This window comes from Staphylococcus sp. GDY8P131P (assembly GCF_017891975.1).
GTDB lineage: Bacteria > Bacillota > Bacilli > Staphylococcales > Staphylococcaceae > Staphylococcus > Staphylococcus nepalensis.
Window position 1 is genome coordinate 146,144 of sequence record NZ_JAESKF010000003.1, and the last position, 19,981, is coordinate 166,124.

The 19,981-nt window shown below is 33.0% G+C and carries 17 protein-coding genes and 1 pseudogene; 10 read left to right on the forward strand and 8 right to left on the reverse strand.

Annotated elements, in window-relative coordinates:
• Nucleotides 1-55: 55 nt before the first annotated feature.
• Together lip and KA894_RS14655 are read left to right on the forward strand one after the other, a co-directional pair.
• Nucleotides 56-2,449, forward strand: a complete 2,394-nt coding sequence (gene lip, locus KA894_RS04005; protein ID WP_210133729.1) for a YSIRK-targeted triacylglycerol lipase — start codon at nucleotides 56-58, stop codon at nucleotides 2,447-2,449.
• 581 nt (nucleotides 2,450-3,030) lie between these two features.
• Nucleotides 3,031-3,252, forward strand: coding sequence for a GNAT family N-acetyltransferase (locus KA894_RS14655; protein WP_232165029.1), 222 nt, complete (start codon nucleotides 3,031-3,033; stop codon nucleotides 3,250-3,252).
• Nucleotides 3,253-4,050: 798 nt separating this feature from the next.
• Here KA894_RS14655 and ilvD read toward each other — a convergent pair.
• Nucleotides 4,051-5,751, reverse strand: coding sequence for a dihydroxy-acid dehydratase (gene ilvD, locus KA894_RS04015; RefSeq protein ID WP_103373204.1), 1,701 nt, complete (start codon nucleotides 5,749-5,751; stop codon nucleotides 4,051-4,053).
• A 448-nt stretch (nucleotides 5,752-6,199) separates the two neighbouring features.
• Between ilvD and KA894_RS04020 the strand changes: the two genes are divergently transcribed.
• A complete protein-coding gene (locus KA894_RS04020) occupies nucleotides 6,200-6,979 on the forward strand; it encodes an arylamine N-acetyltransferase family protein (protein WP_096810995.1) in 780 nt (259 codons plus the stop codon).
• Between the two features lie 162 nt (nucleotides 6,980-7,141).
• Nucleotides 7,142-8,110, forward strand: a complete 969-nt coding sequence (locus KA894_RS04025; protein ID WP_096823954.1) for a LysM peptidoglycan-binding domain-containing protein — start codon at nucleotides 7,142-7,144, stop codon at nucleotides 8,108-8,110.
• Between the two features lie 187 nt (nucleotides 8,111-8,297).
• Here KA894_RS04025 and KA894_RS04030 read toward each other — a convergent pair whose 3' ends face one another.
• Nucleotides 8,298-8,567, reverse strand: coding sequence for a hypothetical protein (locus KA894_RS04030; RefSeq protein WP_115342432.1), 270 nt, complete (start codon nucleotides 8,565-8,567; stop codon nucleotides 8,298-8,300).
• A gap of 188 nt (nucleotides 8,568-8,755) precedes the next feature.
• Between KA894_RS04030 and KA894_RS14660 the strand changes: the two are divergent.
• The 5 genes and pseudogenes from KA894_RS14660 to KA894_RS04055 form a co-directional block, all read left to right on the forward strand.
• A pseudogene (locus KA894_RS14660) lies at nucleotides 8,756-9,121 on the forward strand (NUDIX hydrolase); the annotation flags it as partial.
• Nucleotides 9,122-9,423: 302 nt separating this feature from the next.
• Nucleotides 9,424-9,627 carry an N-acetyltransferase gene (locus KA894_RS04040; RefSeq protein ID WP_210133731.1) on the forward strand — a complete coding sequence of 68 codons (204 nt, stop codon included), beginning with the start codon at nucleotides 9,424-9,426 and terminating at the stop codon, nucleotides 9,625-9,627.
• A 668-nt stretch (nucleotides 9,628-10,295) separates the two neighbouring features.
• Nucleotides 10,296-11,477 (forward strand): FtsW/RodA/SpoVE family cell cycle protein, encoded by a 1,182-nt coding sequence (locus KA894_RS04045; RefSeq protein WP_103373200.1) that lies wholly within the window; start codon nucleotides 10,296-10,298, stop codon nucleotides 11,475-11,477.
• Nucleotides 11,474-12,046: a phosphatase PAP2 family protein gene (locus KA894_RS04050; RefSeq protein WP_245337191.1), complete on the forward strand. Its 573-nt coding sequence runs from the start codon at nucleotides 11,474-11,476 to the stop codon at nucleotides 12,044-12,046. The genes KA894_RS04045 and KA894_RS04050 overlap by 4 nt, the downstream gene beginning before the upstream one ends.
• Nucleotides 12,043-12,957, forward strand: a complete 915-nt coding sequence (locus tag KA894_RS04055; protein ID WP_103373198.1) for an LCP family protein — start codon at nucleotides 12,043-12,045, stop codon at nucleotides 12,955-12,957. The genes KA894_RS04050 and KA894_RS04055 overlap by 4 nt, the downstream gene beginning before the upstream one ends.
• Before the next feature lie 342 nt (nucleotides 12,958-13,299).
• Here the strand turns inward: KA894_RS04055 and KA894_RS04060 are convergent, their stop codons facing one another.
• Nucleotides 13,300-13,623: a PH domain-containing protein gene (locus tag KA894_RS04060; protein WP_096811244.1), complete on the reverse strand. Its 324-nt coding sequence runs from the start codon at nucleotides 13,621-13,623 to the stop codon at nucleotides 13,300-13,302.
• A gap of 22 nt (nucleotides 13,624-13,645) precedes the next feature.
• Entirely contained in the window at nucleotides 13,646-15,127 is a 1,482-nt protein-coding gene (locus KA894_RS04065; RefSeq protein ID WP_107644280.1) for a catalase, read from the reverse strand.
• A gap of 757 nt (nucleotides 15,128-15,884) precedes the next feature.
• Between KA894_RS04065 and KA894_RS04070 the strand changes: the two genes are divergently transcribed.
• Complete coding sequence (locus tag KA894_RS04070) at nucleotides 15,885-16,505, forward strand: hypothetical protein (RefSeq protein ID WP_103372593.1); 621 nt, start codon at nucleotides 15,885-15,887, stop codon at nucleotides 16,503-16,505.
• Nucleotides 16,506-16,751: 246 nt separating this feature from the next.
• Here the strand turns inward: KA894_RS04070 and KA894_RS14785 are convergent, their stop codons facing one another.
• From KA894_RS14785 to gltC, 4 genes are all read right to left on the reverse strand, one after another.
• Nucleotides 16,752-16,874 (reverse strand): hypothetical protein, encoded by a 123-nt coding sequence (locus KA894_RS14785; RefSeq protein ID WP_255201761.1) that lies wholly within the window; start codon nucleotides 16,872-16,874, stop codon nucleotides 16,752-16,754.
• 122 nt (nucleotides 16,875-16,996) lie between these two features.
• Nucleotides 16,997-17,773 carry a YibE/F family protein gene (locus KA894_RS04075; RefSeq protein ID WP_096810986.1) on the reverse strand — a complete coding sequence of 259 codons (777 nt, stop codon included), beginning with the start codon at nucleotides 17,771-17,773 and terminating at the stop codon, nucleotides 16,997-16,999.
• Nucleotides 17,770-18,882, reverse strand: coding sequence for a YibE/F family protein (locus KA894_RS04080; protein ID WP_096810985.1), 1,113 nt, complete (start codon nucleotides 18,880-18,882; stop codon nucleotides 17,770-17,772). Before KA894_RS04080 ends, KA894_RS04075 begins: the two co-directional genes overlap by 4 nt.
• A gap of 81 nt (nucleotides 18,883-18,963) precedes the next feature.
• A complete protein-coding gene (gltC, locus tag KA894_RS04085) occupies nucleotides 18,964-19,851 on the reverse strand; it encodes a glutamate biosynthesis transcriptional regulator GltC (RefSeq protein WP_115342429.1) in 888 nt (295 codons plus the stop codon).
• Nucleotides 19,852-19,981: the final 130 nt, after the last annotated feature.

Here is a 19,981-nt window from a genome sequence, read left to right on the forward strand (position 1 = left end):
GGGAAAAAGAAGCTTATTTTAATCGTCAAAATTTATTAATCAAGAGGTGTTATGTATGGAGCCAAGAAAAAATAAGTACAGTATTCGTAAATTCACTTTTGGCGCATCATCTATTTTAATAGGTTCATTGTTATTGATAGGTATAGATAATAGTGTACAAGCTGCAGAGACAAATAGCCAAATGAGTGAAATTGAGCGTCAAAATGACAAGGATAATATTGAGGGAATTAAAAGTAGTGGGGCGACAGGGGATGCACAAAGTCATATATTGGTTAATGAAAAAAATGATTTGAAGAATGATGAACAAACTTCAAGTGAACACAGCTTACATAACGATAAAACGAATGTTGAACTGGAAGACGTGGGTGAAGGGACATTAAACAAAGAAGCCCCAGAATATAACGAGAATGACAGAAACAAAACAAAAGCCTCGAACGAAGTAGACCCGGAATATAACGAAAGCGATAAAACTAAAACAGAACCATCGAACGAAGTAGGCCCGGAAAATAATAAAAATGACAAAAACAAAACAAAAGCCTCGAACGAAGTAGACCCGGAATATAACGAAAGCGATAAAACTAAAACAGAAGCCTCGAACGAAGTAGACCCGGAATATAACGAGAATGACGAAAACAAAACAGAAGCCTTGGACGAAGCAGCTCCGGAATATAACGAGAATGACAAAAACAAAACAGAAGCCTTGGACGAAGCAGCTCCGGAATATAACGAGAATGACAAAAACAAAACAGAAGCCTCGGACGAAGTAGACCTGGAATATAATGAAAGCGATAAAACTAAAACAGAAGCCTCGGACGAAGCAGCTCCGGAATATAGCGAGAATGACAGAAACAAAGCAGAAGCCTCGGCCGAAGTAGGACCGGAAAATAATGAAAATGAGAGAAACAAAACAAAAGCCTCGAACGAAGTAGACCCGGAAAATAATAAAAATGACAAAAACAAAACAGAAGCCTCGGACGAAGCAGCTCCGGAATATAACGAAAGCGATAAAATTAAAACAGAGCCATCGAACGAAGTAGACCTGGAAAATAATGAAAATGACAAAAACAAAGTGTCGGCAGTTGACGGAAGTACCATGCAATCGCATGTAAATCAACCAGTTCAATTTGAAGATTTAAAAAACAATCAAATAGGCAGTAAAGAAAGACAAAGCGATAAACCAAAAGATGAACAGGACAAAAATTTAACTTTACTTAAGAAAAATGCAATGGCAACTACAAATAATCAAACCGAGCAACAAACCTATGAAAAAGCAGAAGAACAACCTACAAAGAAAGCAAAACAAAGTCAATATAACAACGAAGATCCTATTATTTTAGTACATGGTTTTAATGGATTTACAGACGATATTAAGCCTTCAGTTTTACCTCATTATTGGGGCGGCGATAAATTAAATATCCAACAAGACTTAGAGCAAAAAGGTTATAACACGTATGAAGCAAGTATCGGGGCTCTTAGCAGTAACCATGACAGAGCAGTAGAGCTGTATTATTACATTAAAGGCGGCACGGTAGATTATGGTGCTGCACATGCTGAAAAATATGGTCATGATCGCTACGGAAAAACATATGAAGGTGTATATAAAGATTGGCAACCAGGTCAAAAAGTACATTTAGTAGGTCATAGCATGGGCGGCCAAACGATTAGGCAAATGGAAGAATATTTGCGCAATGGTAACTCAGAAGAAATTGAATATCAAAAACAACATAGTGGAGAGATATCTCCTTTATTCCAAGGTAATCACGATAATATGATTAGTTCTATTACGACATTAGCTACACCACATAATGGCACACATGCTGCAGATGAATTAGGAAACGAAGCATTAATTAGACAAGTAGCATTCGATTATACAAAATTAAAGGGTAATAAATATTCAAACGTTGATTTTGGTTTAGCACAATGGGGGCTACAACAAAAAGACGATGAGACGTATAGTCAATATGTTAATCGCTTAAAAGATAGCAAATTATGGACCACAAATGACAATGGTTTTTATGATTTAACAAGAGCAGGCGCCACTGAATTAAATAAAAAGACATCATTAAATCCTAATATTGTTTATAAAACATATACAGGTCAATCTACCAGGGATGGACTATTTGGTAGACAAAAATCAGATATTAATATGTTTTTAGGTATGGTACTTACAGGTAATGTGATTGGAAAAGCAGCAGAAAAAGATTGGCGTGTGAATGATGGGCTGGTTTCGACGATTTCTGCTCTCCATCCATTTAATCAGAATTTTGTTGAAGCTTCGGATAATATCAAAAAAGGTGTTTGGCAAGTGACACCGATTATGCATGGCTGGGATCATGCAGATTTCGTTGGCCAAGATAACAATGATACGAAGCGTTCACAAGCAGAATTAAGTCAACTTTATGAGCAAATTGCATCAGATTTAGTGAAGAATGAAGCGTTAGAAGCTTAACATAATGAAATAAGTATATTTAAAGAAAGTGAGGAGAAAATGATGAGTGGAGATTTCTTAGATCTAATAGGTTCATTATTCAATATTATTAAGACTTTATTTTCATAAATAATAAAATATGATATATAGCGTTGAATAAAAAATAATTGCGTTGACTAATAGGATACGTGGTGCACTTTATGATTCATACACTTAGTCAATTTCATTTAATATTAAGAAGCATCTTGACCACGAAATATAAGCAGGAGGATAGGAAATCAAACGGAATGTTTTCGGTTTCTTATCCTTGTTTTTAGAGAAAGGGTATGATGAGCATGGCATTTTCACGTGGTGAATTGATAACTATAGACGCATTTCTAATGAAAGAATTATATTTTTGGAAATATAAAGAACTTAAACAGAAAGCTAAAAAATAGAATTCCCCCTATATTAAAGCAAAATACATGACTGAAAATGAATTTCGAGAATACGTAAAAAAACCATTTCTATATTTCAAATAATATTGAAAGCATGTCGGCAATTGCAGTTGATGGGCATTTTAGAGGCACAGTAAATATTTATTGGATTGATGAAAACACGAATTGGTTAGAAGTAGGCGTTGTATTTGTGATAATAATGATTGGAAATCTGGCATTGGCACAGAAGTTTTTAAAATATGGATAGATTATTTATTCAAACAAAATTTTATACATAGGCTGGGTATTTCAATTTGGTCTTGTAATAGACGGATGATAAAGCTAGCTGAAAAAGTAGGCATGCAAGAAGAAGTATGTATTCGTGAAGCTAAAACAGTCAATGGTTAATACTTTGACGCGATTAAAATCGGTGTTTTAAAAATAGAATGGTAAGATTGAACAACTCAAAACATACTTTCTAATTTTATGAAACTAGATACAAGATAGATATCTAATTTTTGAGTAACATGGCTTGTCTTGTTAGAATATTAAGATTTAGAAAAGCAGAACAAAAAACTAAATTCACGCAACATTACTACTAGGAGCAAGTGGATTATATGCGTTTTATAAGTAGTGTTTTTAAAGGTAATTACTAGAAAAATGCTATAAATCTATTTATCAATGGAATCAAAAAAGAATCTGATACATGGCGTATCAGACCCTTTAGAGAGATTAGAAATTATTTGCCTGTGAATAAACCAACGATTTTTTTGATGATATCAATGATAAAGCTCATGTATCTCACCTCGCTTTTATTTGTTAACTTCACTATAAAAGAATTGTGCAAAATTTTGTTTGAAAATCCCTGAATAGCAAAAAATTATTCTGAAATGACAATTAATAAAAAAATAAAACAATAGAGAATTCAAAAGTGTTCTAGATAGCTTTATATTTGAGTACCATATTATTTAACAAGTTATATTGGTTTTAAAGTAAGATTCAATAATGTTTTTAAAATGAAAATGAAGAACTTAAGAAAGAGAAATTATATAAGTTACTTTGAAATAAAATGTTTCAAAATTTAAAATTCGCTTTTATACAGATAAAGGCAAATGAGTATATAAAAAATATTATAGTTATTAAAGAAATACAAAAAGCATTACCATCATATATAAATTTGATGATAATGCTTAAAATATTGATCAATTAATCTGTAATCGCCCCTTTAGAAGCAGATGATACGAGTTTAGCATATTTTGCTAATGTACCGCGTGTTTCTTTTAATGCAGGCGCTTGCCATGCCTTGCTACGACGTTCTAGCTCTTCATCAGGCACGTCAAAACTAATTTCTAAATTTTCAGCGTCAATTGTTATGATGTCATTTTCTTCAAGTAGTGCCATAGGTCCACCAACTTGAGACTCTGGTGCCGCATGGCCTACTACAAGGCCATGTGAACCCCCTGAAAAACGCCCATCAGTTAATAATGCTACAGATTCTCCTAATCCTTTACCTACTAAAATGGAAGAAGCTGATAACATTTCCGGCATGCCTGGCGCGCCTTTTGGTCCAGCATAGCGAATGACTACCACATCCCCAGGTTTGATATCATCTCTCAATATTGCTTTAGTTGCTTGTGTTTCAGAATCAAACACTTTAGCAGGCCCTTTAATATATGTGACACTTAAACCTGAAATCTTAGCTACTGCGCCTTCAGGTGCTAAATTTCCTTTCAAAATTACAAGTGGTCCAGTAGGATGTTTCGGTTGGTCAAAATCAATGATTTCTTTATTGTCAGAAAGACTTGGTTGCTGTTCTAAATTTTCAGCCACTGTTTTACCTGTTACAGTTAAACAATCACCATGGATTAAACCATTTTCGTGTAGTAACTTCATAACGCCTGGCACACCACCGACTTCATCAAGGTGTGCCATAACGTACTTACCGCTCGGTCTTAAATCAGCGATGTGCGGTACGCGTTTACGGATTTTTTCAAAATCATCAAGTGTCAAATCTACGTCGATTGTATGGGCGATAGCTAATAAATGTAAAATGGCATTTGTAGAGCCACCAAGCGCCATGACTACAGTGATAGCATTTTCAAATGCTTCTTTAGTCATGATATCTTTAGGATAAATGCCTTGTTCTAATAAATGATAAACAGCTTTCCCTGCTGCACGGCTATCTTTAGATTTATTTGTAGATACAGCTGGATGTGACGCGCTTCCAGGTAAACTCATGCCCATCGCTTCTATAGCAGAAGACATCGTATTGGCTGTAAACATGCCTCCGCACGATCCAGCTCCAGGACATGCTGCACATTCTACTTTATGTAATGCTTCTTTATCTATTTCTCCATTGTTGTATTGACCCACGCCCTCAAATGCGGATACAGCATCCAAATCTTTCCCATCTAATTTTCCGGGTAATATGGTACCACCATATACAAAAACAGCTGGCAGATTAAGGCGGGCGATACCAATCATACAACCTGGCATATTTTTATCACAGCCACCAATTGCTACTACGCCATCTAAATTTTCAGCACTGACTACAGATTCAATTGAATCTGCGATGATTTCACGACTGGGGAGTGAAAAGCGCATGCCATCAGTACCCATAGAAATCCCATCTGAAACTGTAATGGTGTTAAAAATTAATGGCGAAGCACCTGCTTCACTTATACCACGTTTAGATGCACGTGCAAGACCATCAATATGCATATTACAAGGTGTAACTTCGCTCCAAGTACTAGCGACGCCAATCATTGGTTTTTCAAAGTCTTCATCTTCAAAACCAAGTGCTCTTAAATATGCGCGATTTGGCGTACGACTTATTCCTTCGCTAATTACTTTGCTTCGGATTCGCAAATCTTTTGGTTGTTCATTATGCGATTTTTCTTTACTCAAATAATCTCCTCCAAAAATCAAATATCTATATATTGTGAATAATCTGAAAAATTAAGCTATAAAATATCATGTTTGATGATATATGTAAAAAACATATTATTGAACCAAATATATAACATGGTACTTTTATTAATTTTACTGAATTTTTGTATAACTGTATAGACATATACAATATCTATTTATGTAGTTGATGTCAATATTAAAAAGTTGTTTATCGTGTGCGTGACCGTTTATTATATGAGTTGATAGCAAATATATTAATGAAAAGTGTACATTGATTTAAGCGTGTATGAATGAAACAGTCATAAAGGCTTATAGATTGTAAAAAATAGGGCTCGTACGTTTTTTAATCATATTTTTAACAATATAGTTTGAAATTTATCGAGTGGTTTGATGTGCAACCTTATTTTGAATGGAAGTAAGCATAATAGGATTTTGGAGGGTTCGTATGACGGATTTTAAAGTATTAGAAAATTACCTGAGCATCGATCATCAATCGTACAGTGATATTAATTTGGAAACTTTAAATCATTATATTGGTAGTTATGTGCTCAATGTACCTTTTGAGAATATAAATGTTCAAAATAGACAGCCTATCGCGTTAGATAATAAATCCATGATAGAAAAAATTGTTGATGAACACAGAGGTGGTTTTTGTTACGAACAAAACAGGTTATTTTATCAATATTTAAAAGCTAAAGGTTTTGAAGTATATATAGTGTCTGCGACAATTAAAAACGGCTCGAGTTGGGCTATGGAAGGTTCACATATGGCATTGATTGTGATTTTAAATCAGAAAAAATATTTAGTGGATGTTGGCTATGCTGATGTACCAAAAGCAGCAATCCCTGTTTCATCCCCAGATACAATAGTGGATGATGTGAATGGTAAATTTAAAGTAAGTAAAAAAGATTTTCAAACATTTGAAATGAAAAAAGAAGTCCAAAAGGATTGGCAAATACAGTATCAATTTAAAGATAATCCCAAAGTATTGGATGATTTTGCAAAAGGCATTGCGTTCAATCAATATAATGAGGAATCAATATTTTTACAAAAACTTATTATTAGCAAAGCTAAACCATATGGTAGAGTGACAATGTCCAATGACCATCTTACGATTACAAAATATGGAAAAAAAGAAAAGTTACGTGTCACACGGCAGAATTATAAGCAATTTTTGCAGCGATTTTTTAATATAACTGATATTAATATACAGACGTTAGAATGAAATTTATGTATCGCCTCCTACATATTTCAACAAAATAACAAAAGTTTTGTTTTGTAATAATAATGTCATACAAATTATATACAAAATGATTAAATTGAATTGTATAATAGTAAGAGTCATAGACATAAAATGTATCGGATTTATATTGGGAGGTATACATAAGTGCGAAAAAAAATAATAGCGACTGCAATTGGGACAGGTGCGTTAGCGGCTTTTAACGCTACCAGTGCAGATGCTGCTACAACGTATAAAGTTAAAAGTGGAGATTCACTTTGGTCAATAGCAAATAAATATAATATTTCAGTAGCAAAGTTGAAGTCTTTAAATCATTTGACGTCTAATGTGATTTTTCCAAATCAAACATTGAAAGTTTCAGGGTCAACAAGCTCTAATACTTCAACTAGTGGTTCAAGCAGTTCGACATATACCGTGAAGTCAGGAGATTCATTATCATCTATTGCTGCTAAGTACGGAACAACGTATCAGGATATTATGCGTTTAAATGGATTGTCAAATCACACTATCTATCCTGGCCAAAAATTAAAAGTATCTGGTTCGGCTGCCACAAGCGGTTCAAATACTTCAGGTAGCACGAACGGACGTACGATAACTTATACGGTGAAATCAGGTGACTCATTATCAGTCATTGCAGCAAGATATGGAACAACATATCAAAAAATTATGAGTTTGAATGGTCTTACAAATTTTAACATTTATCCAGGTCAGAAATTGAAAATATCTGGTACAGCTAGTTCAGGTACATCTACGGGTTCAACTGGGTATCAAACACCAGTATTTAATCATTCTAACTTGTACGATTGGGGACAATGCACGTGGCACGTATTTAATAAACGTGCTCAAATTGGTAAAGGTATTAGTACATATTGGTGGAATGCTAATAACTGGGATAATGCTGCACCAGGAGATGGTTATACTGTAGATCACCGGGCGACTGTGGGGTCAATCTTACAGAGTGATATGGGGTATTATGGTCATGTAGCATTTGTAGAATCTGTAAACTCAAATGGCAGTATTACTGTTTCTGAAATGAATTATAGCGCTGCGCCAGGTGTTGTTACATATAGAACAATACCTGCGTCTCAAGTAAGTTCATATAAATATATTCATTAATGAATTGAGATACATTGAACAAATGTAATAAATAATAAAACCTTCACTGTTTTCATTAAATAAAATGAAAATAGTGAAGGTTTTTGCTTTTTATTACAGATAGATACATCATATTAAAATTGTTTGCTTTATAAATGTAACAAGTGCGCTATAGTATCCATCGTCTTATTTATTGGCGTTTTATAATTTATGGTTCATGACGTAATGACTTAATACGTTTTGCAGTTGATAACAACGTGCTTGCAAGTGTAAATGTTGAAAAGATTTTAACGAACTTCTTAGGTGATTTTAAGGCAGTATAAAAATCTAGTAGCGCACCAACACTTGTAATAGCCATGCTAACATAAAGTAATTTTTTATTTTTGGATTGATATGCATACCAGTTAAAGCCTTCTACAGCAATACCTGCAAAATTGATTGTATTAGATATGCGGTTAAGTTTTGATTTTTTAGCCATTTGTGAAGTCCTCCGTTTATAAAATAGATTGATTTATTATAACATTAATCGTAGAGAAGTCTGTAGTGAAAAACATTAATGAGCGACACACAGACGTTTGCTTGAATAACGGGTTATGGTAACATAAGCGCTGAAAGAAAAAAATAGTTTGCATTTTAGTGAGATGCTTGTCTAGGGAGATGTTAACGATGATAAAATGTGTATGTTTAGTAGTTGAGTCAAACGATAAGTTGTTATTAGTACAAGCAAGACATCGGAAGAAGTACTATTTTCCAGGTGGCAAAATAGATCCAGGTGAATCAATGGTACAAGCTTTGAAAAGGGAAATAAACGAGGAGTTACAATTAGATATCCCGGCGTACACATTTCGCTATTTAGGTACAGTTATAGGAGATGCTTACCCTCAAAAAGATACTAAAACAGAGCTGAATTGTTTTTCTACTACGCTAGATATTGAATGGTCATCGATTAAACCAGCGCAAGAAATAACTGCATTAAAATGGTTTGATAAAAACGAGTCTGAGCAGATTGCGCCTGCTGTAATAACATGGATTGCATTTTCAAAACAAAAAGACTTAAGCTCTGAGGTTATCTTGACGGCCTATGATTCGTCGTTACATGATGATGTAGCAAACTTGAATATAACGAAAGACGACCGAAAATTCACAAAAACGCCTTTGGAAAATATTGAACTAGCTATGCACGATAAAGAACGTCATCCAACATTAGTATATAACGTTGAAAAGCAATGTATTGGTTTCTTTACCTTGCATGGAGGCAAGGGCGTAGCGCCATATACGGAAAATCCTAAGGCGATTTTTTTAGATCGTTTAGTATAGATTATAAATACCGTGGCATGGGGTATGGAAAACAAGTTATACAAGCATTACCACAATATGTTATGCAAAATTACCAAGACATCAACGAGATATACTTAACGGTGAATACCGATAATACTAAAGCACGAACACTTTACATGCAATGCCGATACCAATATATCGGTGATGATTTGTTAGAAGGGCGACCCGTCAATATTCTGAAGAAAAAACTGTCAAATTAAGTCAATGAGAAAGCATGACAGCATTCATATTTTTCTAAAATGAATTTCATCCTCCCTCAGAAGTTTAATGACCAGGGAGAAAGAATATGAGCGTTAAAGTTCGCGGGTAAGTGTCGCTAGCATAACAATTGATAACCTTTTTGTATTAACTATACCCTATATATACCATACTTGTGACTAAGTTATAATTATGGCTCAGTCACTCTATAAAACGGATGATTTTTACTTTGTTTACGTAAAATCATCCGTTTTTCTATATTTAATTAAGTAGCTGAGTGAATTAACTTTTCTATATAACAACCTTCAATGTTAAATCCACTCACAATATAACTTTTTGTGAAACGACGAAGCGCTCATAACTGGTTAAATTTAAAACATTTTAACATTTATTGTATATTCAAAAAATTTTATTTACTTAATATTCAAAGGATTTCATTAATTTTAGGATGCTTGGTTCGATGTCTCACAATAATGTATTTTTTAAATATTAGTAAAAACATAAGGTAATAAGTCTATGTATATTTTTTAACAGACAATCAGCAATGGTTATATATGTAATTTGAATTTAAAACATTAACTTTTTAGATTTAGGTAAACCTAAAAAATATTGTCATATAGGCTAAAACATGTCAGAATTGTAAATGTAATTTTAAGAAAGGGTTAAGTTAATGTTAAAAATAATAAAGAGATTTAAAGCGCGTTTTAAATATTTGGACTTAGGCATTTTATGTTGTTTTATAATTTTAAGTATTATTGGTGTCATCATGGTTTATAGTGCAAGTATGGTTTCGGCTTCAAAGGGGTCTTTGACTGGTGGAGCATCGATAGAGGCTAACTTTTTTATGAAAAGACAATATATTTTTGCTATTGTGGGATTTATTTTAATGCTGTTTATCAGTCTGTATTTTAATATTAACGCATTAAAAAAAGCAAACACCCAAAAGTTTTTAGTTCTAAGTACAATCGTATTACTTTTCCTAACGCTTTTAATTGGTAAAGATGTGAATGGCTCAAGGAATTGGATTAACTTAGGATTATTTAGTGTTCAGTCTTCAGAATTTTTGAAATTAGTAGCTATTTTTTATCTTGCATTTATTTTGGATAAACGGTTAACAAACAAACGAGATTATAAAATTAAAAACTTAGTTCCCCCACTAGGTATTCTAGGTGTCGGTTTAGTACTTGTACTCATGCAAGGTGATTTAGGCGGCACGTTACTAAGTGTTGCAATTATCGCTTCGATATTAATGTATTCTGATATAAAAAATAAAATCAAAATTCAAATATTAGCTGTTACATCTATACCAACACTCATATACATATTTTATACATTGGTTTTTGATTCTAAAAATTTATATAGAATGAAACGCATCAAAGTAGTTTTAGACCCATTCAAATATGAAAATGGTGATGGGTATCAACTGACCAATGCACTTGTATCTATTAGCAATGGCGGTATTTTTGGACGTGGATTAGGTAATGGAATTCTAAAATTAGGTTACTTACCAGAGCCGCATACAGATTTTATTTTCACAGTTATTTCTGAAGAATTAGGTCTTGTTGGCGTACTACTCATATTATGTATGTATGGTTACATTATATTTAAAGGTTTTATATACGCTAATAGAACGAATAATCACTTTTATAAACTGATATGTATCGGCGTGGTTAGTTATCTATTTATGCAAATATTTATTAATATGGGTGGCGTTTCAGGATTAATACCGCTAACGGGTATCACCTTACCATTATTAAGCTATGGAGGGTCGTCTATGTTGAGCGTTAGTATCGCTTTAGGTAGCATGTTAGCCGTTATTAGAGAAATTAAAAAAGAGGAGCGTTACAAATGAATAAAATATATGTCTCAATATTATTATATTCGGGACTTATTCTGCTTATATTATCAATAGCAAACGGATTTATGTTCAATATAGATGTTTACGTGCATCACTTTTTAAAACAATATTTATCGAATGATTCAATTGCACAAACACTGAACGTTATAGCTCATATTTTTTCTCCGTTCAATTGTTTATTATTTGTGTTAATTATTCTGGCTTTCCGCTTTTTTATAAATAAAAAGCAATTTATGCTATATGGTTTTTGGAGCTTTTCCGTTTTTTTTATTGGAACAATATTGAAGTATACAGTTGGACGGTCAAGACCCTCTTTGCAATTTGATGGTTATAGTTTTCCGAGTATGCATGTACTAAGCGTGAGCTTATTAGTCAGCTTAATTATTTTTATTACGAAAAATAACTGGTTTAAAAGTATTGGCATTGTATTAATCGTAACGATGATGGGGTCGAGAATTTATGTTAATGCACATTATTTTTCAGACACATTAGGCAGTTTAATTATAATCACAATAATGATAATGAGTTTGAAACTAGCAGAGGAAAGGGGGGGGACAATATGAAACTAACAAGAAAAGGTAAGGTATTAATTATCATACTGGTCCTTGTATTAATCGTTTTAGGATATTTTACTTATAAATTGATCCATTTAAACCAATCTATACATGACCCACAGAATACTGGAAAAGAATCGAAAGCAACCCAAGAGAAAATAAAAGCAAAGAAGCCAATTTCTATCGCGATATTCGGCGTTGATTCAGATGTAGAGCGTGAAGCAGACAATATGGGTCAGCGTACAGATACACTACTCATCGCATCTATCAATCCTGAAAAGAAAGAAACAAAATTGATTTCTATACCTAGAGACATGAGTAGTGATATCCCAGGCGTGGAAGGTAATGAGAAAATTGCACATGCATACGCTTATGGAGGTCCTAAAGTAGCCATGGACACAATTAGACAAAATCTTGATGTACCAATAGATAGTTATGTCACTGTCGATATGGATGGATTTAAAAAAATGATTGATATCTTTGATGGAGTGAATGTCACGAGTAATGCCACTTTTAATTATAATGGCTCGAGTTTTAAAGAAGGCAAAAAAGAGAATTTAAGTGGTGATTCAGCGTTAAATTATGTAAGAAGTCGTAAAGAAGAAGGTGCTGGTGGCGATGAAGGCCGCACAGCAAGACAACGACAAGTAATTGACGCATTAGCTCAATCTGCTCGTGAATCTTCAAGCATATTTAAACTAAATAAAATACTTAAGGTGAGTGAAAAAAATGTGAAAACAAACCTTAATGTGGCAGACCTGAAATCGTTATATTCAGGTTATAAAGAGGCGGTGCAATCGATGGATAAAATGTCTATTGATGGTGAAAATTTAATAGAATCGGATGGCGTTTGGTATTTTGAACCAGACCAAGCAGATATGACTGATAAAGTGAATGAATATAAAAGCAACTTAAAATAAATTATGATACGTGAGCACGTACTTTTACATTATGGCAATAATAGAATTTATATGCCATTCATATTCAAGAAAAATACAAATGTTAAAATAAAATAGCCTTTCATTTTTGAATGAAGGGCTATTTTTATTTTGAAAATCTTTTGGTTTTGGATAAATATGTTTGACCGGGGGTGTATTTCTAAATTATAATTTTTCGGTCATATTCGTCATCTGGGCATCGCCAGTATATTATAAAATCTATATGATGATATTAATACAGACGGAAACAAGCCGCACTAACCATTTTATATATTGTTTACTTAACTGCGTAGTGTCCGTTTGCGCATACAAAAGGTATATCCGTTATGACGATGCATTAATATAGTTTATAAATTTTTCTGCATCAAGCTTATTTAAATTTTTAATAGGAAAAGTACCAATACTAAAACGCATTGTTAGCGTATCATCATCTAATTGAACATTTTCTATTTCATCATAACGGATATTTCTATAATAAAATTGGCCATCCATATCTACATTTAAGATAAGACGTTCATTTGTTGCAATATAAGCAGCATTATATGTTTTTACAATACCGTTGATAGGGTATTCCATTTTCCCTAAAATGGCAGGTCCTTTTTTCTCAGTTGGAAATAAATCTTCTGGGTTTACGTTATCTAATATCATATAATCACCTTTTCCTTTTATATTAGTCCGCGACATCTAAGTCCACTTCATTAATATCAATGCCCATAGCTTCGGCTACACCTTGACCATATGCTGGATCGGCTTTATAGCAATGTCTAATATGACGGTGTTTCAATGCGTCGGTAACGGGACTCATTTCATTCGCAGTATTTTTAAATAATGTTTGTTGTTCTTCAGATGACAATAGACGGAATAATTTACCAGGTTGTTCAAAATAATTATCATCATCTTCACGGAAGTCATATTCATATGCTTGTCCTTGGATATCTAAAGCTGGTTTTTTGTATTGTGGTTGATCTTCAAATGCACCATTACTATTTGGATAATAATGTGTACTAGCGCCCTGATTATTATCTAAGATACGCATTTGACCATCTCTACTAAATGGACATATGTTTTCTATACCGACGCCTTTAGGTTGATTAACTGGAATTTGCCAATGGTTAACACCTAAACGGTATCTCTGAGTATCTCCATATGAAAATAGTCGGCCTTGTAACATTTTGTCTGGTGAGAAATCTAAACCTGGGACGATATTTGTTGGTGCGAATGCAGCTTGTTCAACATCTTGGAAATAGTTTTCAGGATTTCGATTTAATTCGAATTCACCAACTTCAATTAATGGATATTCATCTTTATACCAAACTTTAGTTAAATCAAAAGGATTGTCTTTATGGTTACGGGCTTGTTCTTCTGTCATCACTTGGATGTACATTTTCCATTTAGGGAAATTGGCTTGTTCAATATTATTAAATAAATCTCTTTGAGAAGAATCTCTATCTTTAGCCATCACTTGTTCGGCTTCTTCTGCAGAATAGTTCTCTATACCTTGTTGTGTTCTATGATGGAACTTAACCCAAAAACGTTCGCCTTTATCGTTGTACATAGAATATGTATGAGAACCAAAACCATGCATATTTCTAAAGCCTTTAGGGATACCACGATCTGTCATTAAGATTGTAATTTGGTGCAATGCTTCTGGTAATAAAGTCCAGAAATCCCATTGTGCTTGTGGATCTTTCATATTTGTTTTTGGATTACGTTTTACAACGTGATTTAAGCTAGGGAATAATTTAGGATCTCGGAAGAAAAATACTGGTGTATTATTACCAACTAAATCCCAATTGCCTTCGTCTGTATAGAATTTTAAAGCAAATCCTCTGATATCACGTTCTGCATCACCTGCACCACGTTCTCCAGCTACAGTTGAAAATCTGGCGAACATTTCAGTTTGTTTACCAACTTCAGCAAAGATACTTGCGCAAGTATACTTTGTAATATCATTTGTTACTGTAAATGTTCCGAATGCGCCTGACCCTTTCGCATGCATGCGGCGTTCAGGTATGACCTCTCTATCGAAATGAGCCATTTGTTCAAGAAAATAAATATCTTGCATTAATAAAGGACCTCTTGGGCCTGCTGTCATGCTGTTTTCTCTATCTGTTACGGGCGCTCCAAACAGCCCTGTTAATTTTTGTTTCATTTTATATCTATATCTCCTCTCAATAGATGTGAATACTATTGTAATAATTACTTTTTAATAATTATTCTAATTTATTATAGCAGTAAAAACGTTAAAATGTGTGTATAAATAATGAACAAATAATTCTAATTGATAATTTAAAATGATAAGTGAAAATTATACTTAATTTAATTCATTTTTAATAAAACAATTATGTTTATTTAAATATGTAACTCTGATATGGTTAGATATTGATTGTTAAATAGATTAAAAATGACATTGTCATATTAAGGAAATGATTTTTATGAATGTATAAGCCGTAGCATTAAAATGTTTTAAAGTATTAGATGGATTCATTAGCTAATGCATAGCTAAAATCCAATCGTGCTATATTTATCTGAATTTAAAAAAATTTAGTTGTTATCCTCATTTTGGTTTATTCAAAAAAACAGCACAGCGTGTTGATTGCTTTCCGAAACCATACGTGTAAGTTATGTACAAGGTAAAAAGGGTACCATAGTTGAAGGTATTTTAGTAATAGTATCAGCTGCAATGTGTGCGTGGGTTATGCTTTGTGCGAGCTTAATTCGTCAATAGTTAGCATGACTAGAAATCGTAGAATCAATCCATTTTTATTAAAATCATATCTTAAAGTTGAAAAATAGCTATCAACTTCGGCACTTCACATTTGATGTGGGGTGTTTTTCTATGTATACCAATAACGTCATCGTGGTGTCCGTCTATTATGAGGAGCAACAATTTAATGGGAGGTTAATTTATGAATATACAGATAAACAATATCAGTCCATTTAATATTATTTGTGAAAGTATTTATGAAGAAACGAAACCTTTTACATATCATGGATTGATAGACTATGGGAGGGCGTATTATTATTTGAAAGATACGTCATTAGACTATATTTCCACAAGTGTCATTACTCGATACGAAAAAGGCGATAAAGACGCATTTAAATCTAGATTTGCTCATTTTGGAGAGACTGAAAAGATTTGTATTGAGAAACTAGAAGTCATCTCTTCATTTGAAAATAAAGGGGTTATGACTATTATGTTTTGTGATATTATGTTAGCACTTCTAACTAGAAGTTTAGCGAATGAAAACCATATAGAAATCAAATTTATAAACACATCAGATTTAATCAAAAATGGGGAAATAGTAAATGTGTATCATAGTGTGTTACCTAAATATGAATTGACGTTAGCGCAACCTAGTAGTTCGAGAATATCTTTAGAAGGTAGACGTACTAAATCAAATATTGATTTTTACCAAGATGTTTATTATATATTTCCTGTAGAAACTAGAGAAGCAGATATAAGATATTATACAGAGCTACGAGATAATAAAATTGAATTATTAAATCAAAAATTAAAAACGCTTTAAATATCTAATTTTATCAAGATGCAACCTTTATAGAAAAGGACGCACGCATAAATAAAGATTGTGACATTAAAAATGCATAAATAAAGTAAATTTGCTTAATAAAATGATCATAATAGATTATTAAACGAATAAAGCGCAATTATGATAAGAAAATCTAAAATAAAGCTGCTGATTTCCTATAGGGTTTAGGAATCAGCAGCTTTATTCTGTATATATAAAGTATAATACTTAAGATATTTCATTGTTTTAAGTGAAAAGGGTTTTAATAAACCGAATAAATGCACCAAATATTTCAGGTATAAAAGTAACACTCAATTCTGTTTTTGCTTCTTTTGATGATTTTTTTCCACGCTTTTTATTTGATGTCATAATAACCCCCTCTTTGGCTATTTTGAAATTTTTTGTTTGAGATATGCACTATAATGACATGTAGTAGATACTATATACAAATCAAATATAGAGCGCTGATTTAAATGGTATCTAACGATAAATTACCGCGAATCATCTATTCGGAAAGGCTTTTGGTGTTTAATTAACAGTGCGGTTAACCAAGCAGTAATCGGTATACTGATTGCAACAGCAATCCCGCCTAAAAGGATAGAGATAAATTCTTGTGCAAAGATTTTGGAATTAATAATATGGCCAAATGAATAGTTAAGTTTGAAGAACCAAAAGAATAACGTGAGTTGGCCGCCGAAATAGGCAAGGTAAATCGTATTTGCTGAAGTAGCTAAAATTTCTCTCCCTACACGCATGCCAGATTGAAAGAGCTCTTTTTTTGTTAAATTGGGATTAGTTTCGCTTAATTCGTACATGGGCGAACTGATAGTGATAGCCAAATCGATGACTGCTGCAATCACTGCAAGCACTATGGTAAAGACCATAAATTTTACCATATCAATCCCAATATTCATGGAAAAGACATATGTCTCATCTTGTTCTTCAGTTGTGAATCCTTGCAAATGCCCGATGGATACAGACAAATAAATACCGATAATCAAACATAAAGTGGTAAGGATTGTTGCATAAAATGCTGCTCTGGTCTTAATATTGTAGCTGTTTAAAACAAATAAGTTACATGCTGCAATCACAATACAAAATATCAGTGTTACTAGGTAAATAGGTGCCCCAAGCATAATGAGAACCACAGTGATTAATAATATAACAAAGTTTAAAAATAATGTTAAATAGGATATTACACCTTTTTTACCTCCAAAAATTACCATTAATATGAAAAGTAACAGCCCTAAGATCGTTATAACGCTCATGGATTAGCACCTCGCATTTTAAACCATAATTGCATTAATAAAATAGTAATCGGAATAGTTAATACAATACCGATACCGCCTGTAATTGCCCGGGAAATTTCTAATGACCAATTCATAGATATAGTGTAAGTGACTGTATTTTCATTTTTTAAATATATAAGAAACATCGGTAAACTACCTGATAAATATGAAAATAATAAGATGTTGGTCATTGTGCCCATAATATCTTGGCCAATATTGCGACCAGCTAACGCCCAACGCGTCATGCTTATATCGGGTGTTCTACGCAAAATTTCCGTCATCCCGCTAGCAATTGTAATAGCTACGTCCATTACGGCCCCGAGCGTTCCGATCATCACTGATGCAAGAAAAACTTCTTTAGGTGGTAAAGTTAAGAAACTCATTGTTTCAAATTTTAAACCTGCGCCGTCAGTTAAGTTAATGGCGAGCTGTGTAACGCCTACACAAACAAACGTGCCTAATAATGTGCTGACTACTGTGACTAGCGTGCGCCATCGCCATCCAGTTACTAACAACAAGGTAAATATGGTAGTTAAAACAACGCCAATACTCATCAGCATAAATAAATTTAAACTAGGAAATTTATTATGCAAATAGATAGCTAATAGCACTACAATAGTATTGAATACTAAAGAAAGGATTGATTGTAATCCAATCTTTCTACCAACAAGTAATACAGTTAATAAAAATATACCGGTCATCATCACAACTAGACTATCCCGCTTTTTTTCTGTGATGTATGCATCGTCTAAATGTTTATCGATGTGCAATAAGACTTTGTTATGTTTAGAGAACGCCTCGCTGTCAGCCTGTGAGGCTATGTAATGATGTGAAATTGTTGTCGTTTGACCTTTGAATTTTCCATTTAAAATTTTAAGCGTCAGTGTTTGGTTGTATTTTGTATCTTTATTATGATTATCATCTGTAATATTTGTAGTAGATTCGTTTTCTATTTTTGTAATTTGCCCAACAGGTGTATCGTAAAATGTCTCGTTGAAAAAGGTGAAAATAAATAAGCCTACAAACAAGATGAAAAATAACAATATAACCCAATCAAAAGGGCGTTTTAATAACGTTTTGACAGACATTGTTGTATCTCAGTCCTCTCTATTTAGACAATGCGATTATACGCTCCTTGAGATTTGAATTCAAAAATTTTATGGATATGATTAATGATAAGTTGCGCTTCTGCTTAATAATTTATCAATCATACCTAATAATAGTGGAAAGTCATGTTTCTGATTATCTAATCGAAATACTTGGCAAATCGTTCTTTTTAATTCTGTATGCTCTAATGACACTTCCAGCCATTTTTGCGGATTTTTCGTTAGTAGATGATAAGACGACGTTACTATAAACCCACGTTCTTTAGTTAAGATATATTGAGCTATTTGAGGGTGTGTGATTGTACGTATAGGTGATTTGATTGTCTTTGTTAAGGTTTGCTTGATTCTTGGCGGCAATGGATATAATTCATAAATTGATTTATTAGAAAGCTGCACTAAAGGTGGATTAGTAGCTAATGTAATTGGGTCATTTTTAGGTACATAGATATGAAAATTTTCTTCGAATAAGGGACTAACTTTTAAGGCACGGTGCTGTTTGAGTTCCTCAGACATGTCAGTAAAAGCAATATCGATTTTGTCCGTGAGTAGGGCAGGTAAGATAGCTTCTTCTTCCATTAAAATAGGTTGGATTATAGCTTCACTTTCATTTTCAAAGGATTGCATTAATAAAGTGATTACCTGTGTAATATAACTTTCAACGTAACCAATGCGTATAATATAATGGTCCGTTTCAGATTGGTTATGGAACAAACGAACTGTGTTATCAAGTTGATCTATAATTTTTGTTGCTTCCGAAAATAATTGTTTACCTTCTTCAGTGATATGGATATTGCGCCCTTCTCTATTAAATAATGTGACTTGTAGCTCTTTTTCTAAAAGTGTGATTTGTCTGCTAATCGCAGATTGAGCGATATTTAATTCAAGCGCCGCATCAGATAAATGTTCTCTTTTCGCGACTTCTATAAAATACTTTAATTGTTTGATTTCCATATAACCAACTCCATCATTTCAATTACATTCTAATTATTAGAATAATATCATCTATTTTATATATTGAATAGATAAATGGATTACTTTATAGTGTACCTTACTTATTAAATATTCAGAATTTTCGTAAAAG